The following is a 12,872-nucleotide window of genomic DNA, read 5'->3' on the forward strand; positions in this document are numbered from 1 at the left end:
CCTGACGCGTTGAGAGCACGGGCGGAGCATTCTTTCATGATCACCGAGTCTGCTGGTTTGCATCTTTTGATATTGGTGGAGCTAAGCGTATCGGAACTGGGGGTGAACCCCCACCGAACGGCGGACGTCCGATTTATACGACGGACAACGAGCCGCTCCGGTTCCGACATGAGATCACGCAAGGCGCCTCGATGCCACGATGCTTACCAAATGCAGAACCACCTGTAGACATGCCGCTACGAAGCAGGCCACGAGCAGCACCCTGGTGGCCGCGAGGTCGCCCCGCACCACATCGATCACCGCGGTCGCGAGCGCCAGCAGGGACAGCTCGATGGGCTGCACGATCCGGTGGAACTTCGTCGCCGACAGCACCCGCCGGCCCAGCCCCAGCAGCCCGGAGCGGAACTGCGTCCCGGACGACTCGGAGGCGGCCGGCAGGCCCCCCTTGGCCCGCGCCACGTCCACCAGGTCGGTCTCGGCCTTGATGAGGATCGCGCCGAGCGCGGCGGCGAACCCCAGCACGGTGTACCAGTCGGGCAGCGTGACCGACGCCCGCCAGCCCAGCCCGGCCAGCAGCGCGGCCTCGGTGAAGTAGGCGCCGACGCGGTCGAGGTAGACGCCGACCAGCGAGGTCTTGCCGGTCCAGCGGGCCAGCTCGCCGTCGGAGCAGTCGAGCAGGAGGTAGACCTGCACGAGCAGGGCGGCCACCACGACGGCCCAGAACCCCGGCAGGGCCAGCACGACCCCGGCGACGATCCCGGCCAGCGTCATCAGCCAGGTGAGCTGGTTGGGCGTGACGGACGTCTTGCTGAGCAGCCAGGTGACGTAGATGGACAGGCGGCGCATGTAGAGCACGCCCGCCCAGTGCTCGCCGTTCCTGCGCTCGAGGTGGCCCGCGGGCTGGGCCACCTCCCGCAGCTCAGCTACCGAAGGCCCGGACATAGTCCCTCACCCGATCGCGGATCTCGGAGTCCTGCATGCGCAGGTGCTCCAGAATCGTGTAACGGCCGGGACGGGTGGCCGGGGCCAGCGCCACGGCCTCGGCGAACTGCTCGGCGCTCAGCCCGATGTCGGCCGGGACGACGGGCAGCTCGTGCCTGCGCAGGCAGCCGACGACCTGCTCGACCCGGGCGTCGTCGTCCCTGAGGAAATAGCAGAAGGCGGCACCGATGCCGGCGAGCTCACCGTGGTTGGAGGTGCCGGGGAAGAGCTGATCCACGGCATGAAGGATCTCATGATCCCCACCGCTCGCGGGCCGGGAGGAGCCCGCGATGACCATCGACATCCCGGACAGGATGAGCGACTCGGCCAGGACGGTCAGGAACGCGTCGGACTCGATGGAGTCCGTACGCCCGATCAGCGCCTCGGCGGCCGTGCGAGACATCGAGCAGGCCAGCCCGTCGATGGGCTCCCCGCGCTCGATGTTGCCCAGCTGCCAGTCGTCGATGGCCGACAGGTTGCTCACCACGTCGCCCACGCCCGCCCTGACGAGCTGCTTCGGCGCGTTGTGCACGAAGTCGAGGTCGACCAGGATGGCCAGCGGCATCGGCACCCCGAAGGTGCCCTTGCCGCCCTCGTAGACCAGGGAGGCGGTGGGCGAGCAGATGCCGTCGTGGGACAGGTTGGTGGCGACCGCGACCATCGGGATGCCCGCCAGCGACGCGGCGTATTTGGTCGCGTCGATCGTCTTTCCGCCGCCGACGCCCACCACCACCTCGTAGGCGCCCTTGCGCAGGTCGGCGCCGAGCGAGACGGCCGCGTCCACCGAGCCGTCGGCCACCCTGAACACCTCCGCCTCGCCCAGCGTGGGCGCGATCAGGCTCTCGATGTGGTCACCCTGCCCCGGCCCGACGGCCACGGCGACCCTCCCGGAGGTCGCCACGCGGCTGTCGGCCAGCAGGGCGCCCAGCTGCGCCACCGCGCCGCGCCTGACCTCCATGGTCAGGGGTGCCGGCAGCATTCTCGCTAGAAGCGGCATCCGCGCCCCCTCAGTAGCGAACGGCTATGGCACGGGCCTTGGCCAGGTCGTCGTGGTTGTCCACCTCGACCCAGTCGACCTCGCCGATGGGCGCGGCGTGGATCAGCTCACCGCGCTCGACCATCTCCTGGTAGCCGTCCTCGTAGTAGAGCTGCGGGTCACGCTCGAACGTCGCCTTCAGCGCGTCGGCCAGCCGGTCGGCCGCGCCCGGCCGGATGAGGGTGGCGCCGATGTACTCGCCGTAGGCCTCGGCCGGGTCCATCAGCTTGGTGATGCGCCGCAGCGCGCCCTCGGGCGTGAGGGTGACCTTCATCTCCTCGTCGGCGAGCTTTTTCACGTTGTCGACGGCGAGCAGGACGTCGCTCGTCTCGGGGGCGGACAGCAGGGTCTTCTCAATCGAGACCGGGTGCACGGTGTCGCCGTTGACCAGCAGCACGCCCTGCGCGAAGTAGTCGCGGGCGCACCACAGGGAGTAGGCGTTGTTCCATTCCTCGGCCTTGTCGTTGTGCACAAGAGTGAGCTTGACGCCGTGCCGCTGCTCCAACTCGTCCTTGCGCTCGTGTACGGCCTGCGCCGCGTAACCGACGACGACCACGACCTCCCGCAGGTCCACCTCGGCGAGGTTGCGCAGCGAGATGTCCATGATCGTGGTTTCGCCGTCGACCGGCACGAGCGCCTTGGGCAGCGTGTCGGTGTACGGCCGCAGGCGTCGTCCGGCCCCAGCGGCCAGCACCATTCCCAGCAACGTGCACTCCTCAGTCGAGCATGACTCGTGACGCGTGGCGGACCCGCGGCACGCGGGCTCACCGTACGCACGGACTCCGTTACGTGAGGCAGGCCACCGAACGCGACCCACCGTTGGCCCAAAGAGTATTCGTCTTTGCGCCCTCCGCGGGTAATCCGGCGTTAGTCTTGCGTTCCCGTATCGGGGGGTTCCGCCCCGGAGCGGGGCGCGGCCAGCCAGCACGTGAGGCTCTCCCAGCCGAACAACGCCCACAGGTAGAGAGCGAGCAGCACGTAGCCGGCGGTGATCCAGCCGGTCAGGGCGACCAGCGAGACCATCATCATCCGCCCGTCCCAGCCGAGCCCGAACGTGGCCAGCCAGGCGGGCGGGTACACGCGCTGGCGCAGCCGGTAGACAAGATCATAATGGTGGAAGGCCAGCGCGCCGAGCAGCAGGAAGATCAGTACCGGTGGCATATCGTGGGCGAACCCGCACGCCACGACGAACGTGTACTCGATGAGCCGCAGGATCGGCACCACGAGCCAGTCGAACCTGCCGTCGTGCGGATGCGTGCTGCCCGGCCCGGCCAGCAGCAGCGTCACGGCGGGCGCGAACACCGCGAGCCCGTCGGACCCGGCCACGCCGATCACCAGCAGCACCCCGGTCACGAACGCGCCCGCGACCACCGGCGGTAGCGGCGGCAGCTGGCCCGCCACGAGCAGGCCCATGGCGCGCGAGAGGGGGCCGTCGTCGCGGTAGGCCACGACGGTGCTGTTGGGCACGGGTGCCATGTGGACCGATGTCATCTTGCCGACCTCGCGATCCGCCCGGCGAGCTGGTAGAGCGCCGCCACCCCGCCCCAGCAGAGCAGGGACAGGAATGTCACCCTGGCGTCCCAGATCGCCGCGGTGACGGCGATGAGGGCCGTGCGCTCGCCGATGGGCAGCACGATGATCTTCTTGAGCCAGCGCGCGACCGTGTCACGCTCGATGCGCTGGGCGAGCCCGATGACGCCGGGGGCGCGGCCGGCGTCCTCCGACTCCATGAGCGAGCGCGCCGGGCGGCCCCAGGGTGCTCCGACGCGGGCGGCGTCGGCGACGGCCCCGGTGTACGCGTACTGGAGGGTGTGCCGTACGACCTGGAGGATCATCGCGGCCACCGCCAGGTACCAGATGCCGGAGCCGCCGAAGCCCACGGCGAGGCCGACGTAGACGGCATATTCCTTGAACCGGTCGGATAGCCCGTCCGCCCAGGCGCCCAGCGGGGAGAACGTACGGGTGTAGCGGGCGAGCTGGCCGTCGAGGCAGTCGAGCGCGAAGGACAGGTAGAGCAGCATGGCCCCGGCCAGCCGCCCGCCCTGGCCGCCCGCGGAGAACCAGACGGCCGCCAGCAGCGCGAGGCTCAGGGAGATGCCGGTGACGGCGTTGGGGGTGAGCCTGAGCAGGGCGACCGGCCTGACCAGGTGGCGCGTCCAGGTGGAGACGAGGAAGGTGGCGAAGAAGCCGTCGTCCTCCTTGACGGAGGTTTCCAGCCGGACCCTGCCCTCGTCCACCTCGGCCAGCCCGGCCACGGCGGTGTCGGCGGCGTCCTGGCCGCTCACCCGGTCGGCGCGCAGCGGCCCGAGACCGGCCGCCCGCACGGCCACCCCCGACCTGACCAGCCCGACCAGCAGCAGGTCCACCGCCTCGACCGGGGTGACGGGGCCCAGCTTGCCGGCGTCGACCAGCTCGGCCAGCTCCTCCGCGACGTCCGCGAGTGCGCGCAGGTCGCCCTCGCCCGCCTGCAGCACGCCCCGGAAGGCGGCGTTCGCCGCGGGCACGAGGTGAAACGAGCTGCCCGCGGTGATGATCTTGCCGCCTTCGACGCGTACGGGGGGCCGCAGCGGACCCGCGATCGTGTCGTGCGAGACCAGCGCGGCGGTGTCGCGGGCGGGGTGCTCCAGCAGCAGCGCGAGCGCCTCGGTGTGGGCCACGAGGTCGGCGGGCAGCACGACCACGGCGCCGGGGGCGGCCCTGACGATCTTGGCGACGTTCCGGAGGTCCGCGCCGAGGCCGTCGCCCGCGCTCACCACCTGAACGTCGAGCACGGACAGCGCGCCGAGCTGGCCGCTGATCCGGTCGAGCAGCGTGCCCTCGGCGCAGACGAGCGCGCAGGCGGGAGTCGTCGCGAGCAGCACGACCGACGTGGTCGTGCTCGCGCGGGTCAGCGGGTCGGGCAAAGCGCAGGTCTCCTACCGGTCGGGCGGGAGTGCGTGGACTTGGGGGTGCGTAGCCACAGCGTAGCGACAGGCCGGCGCGATATCACGGAACAGGACCGTTACGCTGCCGGTATGGATTCACGGCTGCGGTCGATCGGGGTGCTGCTCGCGGGCGGCGTGGGGCAGCGGGCCGGGCTCGGCAGGCCCAAACAACTCGCCGAGGTGGCGGGCCGGACGATCATCGAGCACTCGCTGGCGGTGTTCGAGGCCGCGCCGGAGATCGACGAGATCGTGGTGCTGATGACCCCGGGCTACGCCGACCAGATCAGGGAGATCGTGGAGCGCGGCGGCTACCGCAAGGTCAGCAAGATCGTGGACGGCGGCGCGAGCCGTACGGAGAGCACCTGGCGGGCGTTGCGGGCGCTGGGTGACGAGGAGTGCGACGTGCTGCTGCACGACGCCGTGCGACCGCTGCTGGAGCCGCGGATCATCACCGAGTGTGTACGCGCGCTGGAGACTCACCAGGCCGTCAACGTGGCGATCCCGAGCTCCGACACGGTCCTGGTGGCGGAGCCGGTGCCGGACGGCGAGGTGATCGGCGAGGTGCTGGACCGGTCGCGGCTGCGGCGCAGCCAGACGCCGCAGTGCTTCCGGCTGTCGGTCATCAGGGAGGCCTACGAGCGGGCGTTCGCCGACCCCGAGTTCGGCCGCCGGCCGGCCACCGATGACTGCGGCGTGGTGCTGCGCTACCTGCCGGACGTGCCGATCCACCTGGTGCCGGGCAGCGAGCACAACATCAAGGTCACCCACCCGGCCGACCTGCACATCGCCGAGCTGCTCTTCGAGCTGCCCAAGGCGGTGCCGGCCGGCGACCGGAGGGCGCTCGCCGGCCAGAGTGTGGTGGTGCTGGGCGACACGGAGACCGCGGAGCTGGCCGCCGCCCAGGGCGCCCGGGTGCACGCCTTCTCCAGGGCCGACGGCGTGCGCGTGGAGGACTTCGACTCGGTGGCCAAGGCGCTGGACGGCGTGGGCGGCGTCGACCACGTGGTCAGCGCGCCGGTCGCCGCCCATCTGGACGGGCTCGCCGACGAGGCGGCCGGCGTCGACCACCTGGGCGCGCTCAACGTGGCCCGCGCCGCCCGCCCGCACCTGCGCGGCAGCCTGCTGCTGCAGGTCCCGCGGGGCTCCGGCGCGCTGCACGCCTCCACCGCGGCCGCGCTGACCGGGCTGACCCGGGCACTGGCCCGCGAATGGGCCGCCGACGGCATCCGGGTCAACTGCGTCAATACCGCCGCGTCTCCGCTCCTCGTCGCGCAGACCTCACTGGACATCCTCATCTCCGACCTATCAGGGCAGGTCATAGACGTTCGCGTGGACGGCGCTTGACCTGATCGTTGTTACCGTGCGTTCACATGAGGAGACTCATCGTGATCGCGGCGCTGTTCTGCTGCTACCCCGTGCTGCTGGTGTCGGCGCTCTGGCCGGCGCCGGCGGTGTTCGGGGCGGTCGCCGTGCTCTCCTACGCCGTCGAGTACGCCGCCCCGCACCTCGCCAGGCCCCTGCCCGAGTTGCTGGGCAAGGTGCACCTCGGGATCACGGTGCGCTTCGCGGCCAGGGAGACCATGGCACTGCTGCTGGTGGCCCGGACCGCGGGACCGGAGTCGTGGTGGTTCGTGGGGCTGGCGGCCGGCATGTTCGCGATCCACGTGGCGCGGGCCGGGCACACGGGGCTGGCCATGCGGCTCCGGCAGATGCTCAGCAAGATGCCGGTGACCACCCGCAACATCGACGTCTCAGCGCTGCGCATCCCGCGGATGCCGCCTCGCCACCTGCGTGACGCCCGCAGCGTGCCCTTCCTCTACCTGGACGCGCTGCCGGTGGTCGGCGCCGCCGCCGGCGTGGTCCCGGCCGCGCTCGGCGCCGGGCTGGCGTTCCTGCTGGGCAGCGCGGGGGCGCTCGCGCTCATCCCGTACGTGCGCCGCGCCACCCCCCTCACCGACGCGGCCAGGGTCCTGGAGGTCGTGGGCAGGCAGGTCGAGGACTATCGCCCCGAGGTCATCCTGTACTTCTCCGGCGCCACCGCCGCCGCCTACCAGGCCAGGATGTGGCTCCCCGTCCTGGAGCGCATCGACCGGCGGGCCGTCGTCGTGCTGCGCGAGCGCGGCATGGCCACGCACCTGGAGTCCACCACGCTGCCGATGTTGTGCATCCCGTCCTCGGCCGACCTGATGAGCTTCCGCGCCCTGTCGAGCGCGAAACTCTGCCTGTACGTGGCCAACGTCGGCAGGAACGTCCACATGCTGCGCATCCCGGGCCTGCGCAGCGTGTTCCTCAACCACGGGGACAGCGACAAGGAGGCGTCGTTCAACCCGTTCTCGCGCGTGTACGACGAGGTGTGGGTGGCCGGTCCCGCGGGCCGGGACCGCTACCGGCGGGCCAGGGTGGGCGTCAGGGACGAGTGCGTTCACGAGGTCGGCAGGCCGCAGCTCGAAGGCATCTCGACGGCGGGGCCCGGGCTGCCGTACCGGACCGTGCTCTACGCGCCGACCTGGGAAGGCTGGAACGACGACCTGTTCCACACCTCGCTGCTCACCATGGGCCCGCGCATCGTACGGGCGCTGCTCGACCACCGGCCGGCGGTACGCGTGATCTACAAGCCGCACCCGCTCACCGGGCACCGCGACAAGCGGGCCACCCGCGCGCACCGGAAGATCGTGGCCATGATCGAGGCGCGCGAGCTGGCCAAGTCGAAGGCCAGGCACCCGTCGAGCGCGCCGGGGGAGACGTCCGAGATCAGGCACCTGGTCGTCACCGACCAGGAGTCGCACCTCTACGACTGCTTCAACGAGTGCGACCTGCTGATCAGCGACATCTCCAGCGTCGTGAGCGACTTCCTGGCCAGCGACAAGCCGTACGCGGTCACCAACGTGGCCGGGCTGCCCGAACGGGCCTTCCTGGAGCGCTATCCCAGCGCCGAGGCGGGCGTGCTGCTCGGGCCGGACCTGGCCGGGCTCGCGAACCTCCTCGACGGGGAGGACACGCTGGCCCGGGCCAGGGCCAAGCTCAAGAGCCATCTGCTCGGGCCGGAGTATCCGGACGCGCTCACCCGGTTCAACGCGGCGATCGAGCGGGTCTTCGCGAGCACATGACGATCACACCGATGGGGTCCTCGCGGCTCGTCAACGCGGTGTCCTGGCCAGCTTCCTTGGGCTGGTGAGGAAGCCCCAGCCCCAGGAGCAGTGCATGGTCGCGTAGACGACCGGCAGTCGCAGCTTGGCCGCCGGCGGGAGCCCGCTGCCCGTCACCAGCGAGCCCACCACGACGGCCGCGACGTAGCCGCCGGGGACGATCAGCGTGAGCGGCAGGAACGGCGCGACGACCAGCCCGAGCAGCATGGCCAGCACGGCGGCAGGCGGCGCCAGGTAGCGCAGGTTGATCGTGCCCTCGTGGGTGCGCGAGACCACCCGCCGCCAGCGGCCGTAGTGGAAGTATTGCCTGGCCAGCGCCTTGACGTTGGGCCGGGGCCGGTAGGAGACGCGCATCCGGGGCTGGAACCAGACCAGGCCGCCGCTCTGGCGGATCCGGTGGTTCATCTCCCAGTCCTGGGCCCGCTGGAAGTGCTCGTCGTAGCCGCCCACCCGGTTGAGCGCCGAGCGGCGGAAGACGCCGAGATAGACCGTGTCGGCGGGACCCGCGGTGCCTCCCACGTGGAAGGCGGCCGCCCCCACACCGATCTTGGAGGTCATGGCGCAGGCGACGGCCTGCTCGAAGGGCGTGATGCCCTCGGCCGCCATGACGCCGCCCACGTTGTCGGCGCCGGTCTCCGCCAGCGTCTCGACCGCGACGCGCAGGTAGTCGGGGGGCAGCATGGCGTGCCCGTCGACCCTGGCGACGATGTCGTTACGGGAGGCGGCGATGGCGGCGTTGAGGGCGTTGGGAGTGCGACCGGTCGGGTTGGGCACCACGGTCACCCGGCGATCGGCAGCCGCGATGGCGTCGGCGACCTCCTGGGTGCGGTCATGGGAGGGACCCACGGCGAGGACGACCTCGATCTCGCCGGGGTAGCTCTGGGCGAGGACCTGATCGACGGCCTCGCGTAGGTGCCGCTCCTCGTTGAGGACCGGCATGATGACGGAGATGGGGGGCCAGCCGCGCGTCTCCGCCGGCGCGTGCGGCGAGTCGGGGAACTGCTTCATGGCGGGGCTCACGCTACTGTACGACCACGGCAGGAGGGCAATCGAAAGGCCGATCCTCCACGGTGACACTAGGGGGACTGCATGCGAGACCCGGGCGAGGAGGACGCCGGTGTGCTCGTGGGCGGCGATGCCTACGGCGGTGTCAAGCTCCCCAGCCGCCCTCGCAGACCGCTCAGGAGCGCCAGGGCCCGCCGTCGCAACGTGATCATCGCCGGCCTGATGTCCACCGGCGTTCTGATCACCACCGGCGTGGTGTGGGCGACCCCGCGCCAGATCGGCACCGTGGACGCCGGCGTGACCGCCCCCTCCCGCGGCGCCGAGAACATCCTGCTGGTCGGCATCGACAAGCGCGACGACCTGACGCGCCGCCAGCAGAACCAGCTCAAGCTGGGCCGCGAGGCGGGTCAGCGCACCGACACCATGATGGTGATCCACCTGTCGGAGGACCACCGCCGGGTGACCGTGGTGAGCCTGCCGCGCGACACCTGGACGACGATCCCCGGCAAGGGCGACCACAAGATCAATTCGGCATACCAGTTCGGCGGGCCCAAGCTCACCAAGCAGACCGTCGAGGCCGCCACGGGGCTGCAGATCAACCGCTACATCGAGGTCAACATCCTCGGCTTCATCGACGTCGTCGACTCGCTGGGCGGGGTGACCATCTGCACGCCCGTACCGATCAACGATCCCAAGACCGGGCTCGACCTGCGCGCGGGCACCCACCAGCTGCGCGGAGTGCAGGCGCTCGGCTACGCCCGCACGCGGGCCACCGCGCGTTCCGACCTCGACCGCATCGACCGGCAGCAGCAGGTCATCTCGGCGCTGCTCAACCGGGCGCTGAGCGCCGACACGCTGGCCAACCCGGGCAAGCTCGCCTCGTTCGTCAACTCGACGCTGAGCACGGTCAAGGTCGATCCCGACGACGGGCTGATCGGGCTGGCCACCCAGCTCAGGGACGTCTCGCTGGGCGACGTGAAGTTCGCCGAGGTGCCGCTGTCGGACGTCGACTTCAAGGCGCCCACCGGCGAGTCGGCGGTGCTGTGGGACCAGCAGGCGGCCCGCGACCTGTTCACCCGGATCAACGCCGACCAGGACCCGGCCGCCGAGCCCACCCCGAGCGTCACCCCCTCGAAGAAGCCGACCGCACCCCCGCTCACGCCGGAGCGGATCACGATCGAGGTCACGAACGGCACCGTCATCACCGGTCTCGGCGCCCGCACGAAGGAAGCCCTGGTCGCGTACGGCTTCAAGGTCCCCGACAAGGCCGGCAACGCCGCCGAACCGGACTACGAGAAGACCGTCGTCCGCTACGGCGAGGGCGACGAGGCGGCGGCGAAGCTGGTGGCCTCCGCCATTCCGGGCGCCGAGCTCCGCAAGGCCGACGTCAAGGACATCGAGGTCATCGTCGGCCGCGATCAGCCGAAGATCCGGAAACGGCAGGCGACCGCCACCCCGTCCGCCAAGCCGAGTGTTACAGCGACCACCAAAACGGCAATGGAGAATATATGTAAGAAATAGATATAACGTTGGGCCAGCTCGGACAGGTGAGGCCATGGTGGTCAGGCACTGGCGAGAGGATCTTTGCACGGTCATCCAGGTCACGGGCGACCTCGATGTGGCCGGCGCCCCCCGCCTGCGAGCCGAGCTGGAGCAGGCGACCACCGTCTCAGGCCCGCTCAACCTGATCCTGGACTTCACCGAGGTCCCGTTCTGCGACTCCGTCGGGCTCGGCGTGCTGGTAGGCCTGCACAACCAGGTCAAGCGCCGGAAAGGCCGCATGATCGTCGTTCTCGCGCCCGGCATGATCCGCCATCTGCTCACGATCACCAACCTCGACCGCCACTTCGAGACCAGCGAATCCCTCGCGGAGGCACGTGCGGCCATGGGCAGCGCGGCCTGACGAACCAGGCACCGTTTGAGATCATGGTCTTTGTCATCACGGGCACACCCTCGCCACGGCCCCATGGTCCATGCTGTCGCGAGAGCCCCCACAGATGCGGAGGCTTTCACGTTGTTCGACCTGTTCCCCGAGCCCGCGCGCTCCCAGCTCGTCGCCGCGTTCGACGAGGGCAGGAGCCGGCCTGAGTGGTGCTTCGCGGAGGGCCAGGCCCGGCTGTCGTTCTGGGCTCCCTTCGCCGGCGCGGAGCCGGTGATCATCTGGCCGTTCGACCCGGGACCGGACCCCGCCACCGCCGCCGGGCTGCTGCGCCGCAGCCTGCACGCGATGGGGCTGAAGAAGATGATTCACGACATCTCCCTCCGGCCCGGACTCCACCCGGTCGTCGACCGTGCCGTCGAACACGAGGCCCTGACCCTGGCCGGGTTCGCCATGGAGGTGGAGCGGCTGTCGCTCGAATGGGTGGCGGGCAGCGACCTCCCGGCGGACCCCGGCCGGCTGACCTACCGCCCCGCGCTCCGCATGGAGCCCGGCGAGGTGCTCGACCTCCTCGTACGCATCTCGCAGGGCTCGCTCGACCACGACACGCGGGTCGAGGTCGCCACGGCGGGCGCGGCGCACGAGGCCCGATGGATGTACGACGACCTGGTCAACCGCAAGGCCAAGCCGAGCTGGTTCGTCATCGGCTACCTGGGCGACTCCCCCGTCGGCCTGGTGGCGCCCGACGACCACTCCATCGCCTACATCGGCGTCGTGCCCGAGCACCGCGGCCACGGCTACGTCGACGACCTGCTGGCCAGGGGCACCCGTACGCTGGCGGAGGCCGGCCTGCAACGCATCGTCGCGGCCACCGACGTGGCCAACGTGCCCACGGCGAACGCGTTCCTGCGTGCGGGATACTCGGAGGTCGGCCGGGTGTTCCGCTACTACTGGAGGTCATCGTGAGGCTCGGGGTCATGTACGACCGGGATCTGCCGCCGGAGGGGCTCATCCCGTTCGCCAGGGCGCTCGACGAGACCACGGTGCACGACCTGTGGGTGGTGGAGGACCTGGGCTGGACGGGCGGCGTCTCCTCGGCCGCCACCGCGCTGGCCGTGACCTCCCGGCTGCGCGTGGGCATAGGCATCACCCCGGCGCCGCTGCGCAACCCGATGCTGCTGGCGATGGAGCTGGCCAACCTGGCCCGCCTGCACCCCGGGCGGCTGGCGGCCGGGATCGGGCACGGCGTGCCCGGCTGGATGCGCCAGGTGGGCGCCGCCGTGCCGTCGCCGCTGGCGCTGCTGGAGGAGACGATCACGTCCGTACGCGCTTTGCTGCGCGGCGAGACGGTCACCCTGCACGGCCGGGCGGTCCACCTGGACGGGGTGTCGCTGGTCCACCCGCCCGCCGAGCCGCCGCCGGTGCTGAGCGGGGTGAAGGGACCGCGCTCGCTGGCGCTGTCGGGCCGGGTCGCGCAGGGCACGATCGTGCCCGAGGGCACCGGGCCCGCGCAGTTGCCCGGCATCCGGGACCGGATCGGGGCCTCGGACGATCACGAGCTGGCCGTCTTCACCTACCTCCACACGGGCCCGGACGCCGCCACGGCCGCCCGCTCGGTGGCGGCCGGCCAGGCCGAGTTCCTCGGGGTGCCGGTGGAAGAGGTGACGATGGCGGTGGGGACGCCTGAGGAGGCGGCGGGGCAGGTCAGGAGGTTGTGGACGGGCGGGGCGGACACGGTGGTGGTACGCCCGATCGACACGGACCCACTCCCCCACATCAAGGCCCTCCTGTCGGCCCTGTAAGCGCCCTCCAGTTCCTCGGCCCTGTAGCTCACCCCAGCCCTCGGCCCTGGCCCGCACCACCAGATCCTCGGCCCTGCAACTCACCCCCCCAGCCGCCTT

Annotated in this window: 12 protein-coding genes; 6 read left to right on the plus strand and 6 right to left on the minus strand. The window is 71.0% G+C overall.

The annotated features are described in order from the left end of the window. Nucleotides 1-174: 174 nt before the first annotated feature. From BLS95_RS07580 to BLS95_RS58930, 5 genes are all read right to left on the minus strand, one after another. Nucleotides 175-942: a CDP-alcohol phosphatidyltransferase family protein gene (locus BLS95_RS07580; RefSeq protein WP_090930157.1), complete on the minus strand. Its 768-nt coding sequence runs from the start codon at nucleotides 940-942 to the stop codon at nucleotides 175-177. Then, a complete protein-coding gene (locus tag BLS95_RS07585; RefSeq protein ID WP_176993097.1) occupies nucleotides 920-1,960 on the minus strand; it encodes an iron-containing alcohol dehydrogenase family protein in 1,041 nt (346 codons plus the stop codon). Before BLS95_RS07585 ends, BLS95_RS07580 begins: the two co-directional genes overlap by 23 nt. Before the next feature lie 28 nt (nucleotides 1,961-1,988). Next, nucleotides 1,989-2,723, minus strand: a complete 735-nt coding sequence (locus BLS95_RS07590; protein ID WP_090930159.1) for a phosphocholine cytidylyltransferase family protein — start codon at nucleotides 2,721-2,723, stop codon at nucleotides 1,989-1,991. Nucleotides 2,724-2,884: 161 nt separating this feature from the next. Next, a complete protein-coding gene (locus BLS95_RS58925; protein ID WP_090930160.1) occupies nucleotides 2,885-3,508 on the minus strand; it encodes a DUF5941 domain-containing protein in 624 nt (207 codons plus the stop codon). After that, complete coding sequence (locus tag BLS95_RS58930; protein ID WP_090930161.1) at nucleotides 3,505-4,920, minus strand: CDP-alcohol phosphatidyltransferase family protein; 1,416 nt, start codon at nucleotides 4,918-4,920, stop codon at nucleotides 3,505-3,507. The genes BLS95_RS58925 and BLS95_RS58930 overlap by 4 nt, the downstream gene beginning before the upstream one ends. A gap of 111 nt (nucleotides 4,921-5,031) precedes the next feature. On the opposite strand from BLS95_RS58930, the gene BLS95_RS07605 reads away from it, so the two are divergent. Both BLS95_RS07605 and BLS95_RS07610 read left to right on the plus strand, forming a co-directional pair. After that, nucleotides 5,032-6,285 (plus strand): bifunctional cytidylyltransferase/SDR family oxidoreductase, encoded by a 1,254-nt coding sequence (locus tag BLS95_RS07605; protein WP_090930162.1) that lies wholly within the window; start codon nucleotides 5,032-5,034, stop codon nucleotides 6,283-6,285. Nucleotides 6,286-6,311: 26 nt separating this feature from the next. Beyond that, complete coding sequence (locus BLS95_RS07610; RefSeq protein WP_245764907.1) at nucleotides 6,312-8,048, plus strand: CDP-glycerol glycerophosphotransferase family protein; 1,737 nt, start codon at nucleotides 6,312-6,314, stop codon at nucleotides 8,046-8,048. A 30-nt stretch (nucleotides 8,049-8,078) separates the two neighbouring features. Here BLS95_RS07610 and BLS95_RS07615 read toward each other — a convergent pair whose 3' ends face one another. After that, nucleotides 8,079-9,095 (minus strand): glycosyltransferase family 2 protein, encoded by a 1,017-nt coding sequence (locus BLS95_RS07615; RefSeq protein WP_090930164.1) that lies wholly within the window; start codon nucleotides 9,093-9,095, stop codon nucleotides 8,079-8,081. A gap of 81 nt (nucleotides 9,096-9,176) precedes the next feature. Between BLS95_RS07615 and BLS95_RS07620 the strand changes: the two genes are divergently transcribed. The 4 genes from BLS95_RS07620 (at nucleotide 9,177) to BLS95_RS07635 (ending at nucleotide 12,773) form a co-directional block, all read left to right on the plus strand. After that, a complete protein-coding gene (locus tag BLS95_RS07620; RefSeq protein ID WP_090930165.1) occupies nucleotides 9,177-10,613 on the plus strand; it encodes an LCP family protein in 1,437 nt (478 codons plus the stop codon). 34 nt (nucleotides 10,614-10,647) lie between these two features. Beyond that, nucleotides 10,648-10,995 (plus strand): STAS domain-containing protein, encoded by a 348-nt coding sequence (locus BLS95_RS07625; RefSeq protein WP_090930166.1) that lies wholly within the window; start codon nucleotides 10,648-10,650, stop codon nucleotides 10,993-10,995. A 111-nt stretch (nucleotides 10,996-11,106) separates the two neighbouring features. Then, nucleotides 11,107-11,937 carry a GNAT family N-acetyltransferase gene (locus BLS95_RS07630; protein ID WP_176993064.1) on the plus strand — a complete coding sequence of 277 codons (831 nt, stop codon included), beginning with the start codon at nucleotides 11,107-11,109 and terminating at the stop codon, nucleotides 11,935-11,937. Continuing rightward, entirely contained in the window at nucleotides 11,934-12,773 is an 840-nt protein-coding gene (locus BLS95_RS07635; RefSeq protein ID WP_281249958.1) for an LLM class flavin-dependent oxidoreductase, read from the plus strand. Before BLS95_RS07630 ends, BLS95_RS07635 begins: the two co-directional genes overlap by 4 nt. The last annotated feature ends 99 nt before the right edge of the window (nucleotides 12,774-12,872 follow it).

Source organism: Nonomuraea jiangxiensis (assembly GCF_900099965.1).
Classification (GTDB): domain Bacteria; phylum Actinomycetota; class Actinomycetes; order Streptosporangiales; family Streptosporangiaceae; genus Nonomuraea; species Nonomuraea jiangxiensis.

Bases quoted from the DNA above. Each gene is read 5' to 3' on its own strand.
- BLS95_RS07625 (WP_090930166.1), top strand. From the start codon at position 10,648: ATGGTGGTCAGGCACTGGCGAGAGGATCTTTGCACGGTCATCCAGGTC.
- BLS95_RS07585 (WP_176993097.1), bottom strand. From the start codon at position 1,960: ATGCTGCCGGCACCCCTGACCATGGAGGTCAGGCGCGGCGCGGTGGCG.
- BLS95_RS07605 (WP_090930162.1), top strand. From the start codon at position 5,032: ATGGATTCACGGCTGCGGTCGATCGGGGTGCTGCTCGCGGGCGGCGTG.
- BLS95_RS07615 (WP_090930164.1), bottom strand. From the start codon at position 9,095: ATGAAGCAGTTCCCCGACTCGCCGCACGCGCCGGCGGAGACGCGCGGC.
- BLS95_RS07610 (WP_245764907.1), top strand. From the start codon at position 6,312: ATGAGGAGACTCATCGTGATCGCGGCGCTGTTCTGCTGCTACCCCGTG.
- BLS95_RS58925 (WP_090930160.1), bottom strand. From the start codon at position 3,508: ATGACATCGGTCCACATGGCACCCGTGCCCAACAGCACCGTCGTGGCC.
- BLS95_RS07580 (WP_090930157.1), bottom strand. From the start codon at position 942: ATGTCCGGGCCTTCGGTAGCTGAGCTGCGGGAGGTGGCCCAGCCCGCG.
- BLS95_RS07620 (WP_090930165.1), top strand. From the start codon at position 9,177: ATGCGAGACCCGGGCGAGGAGGACGCCGGTGTGCTCGTGGGCGGCGAT.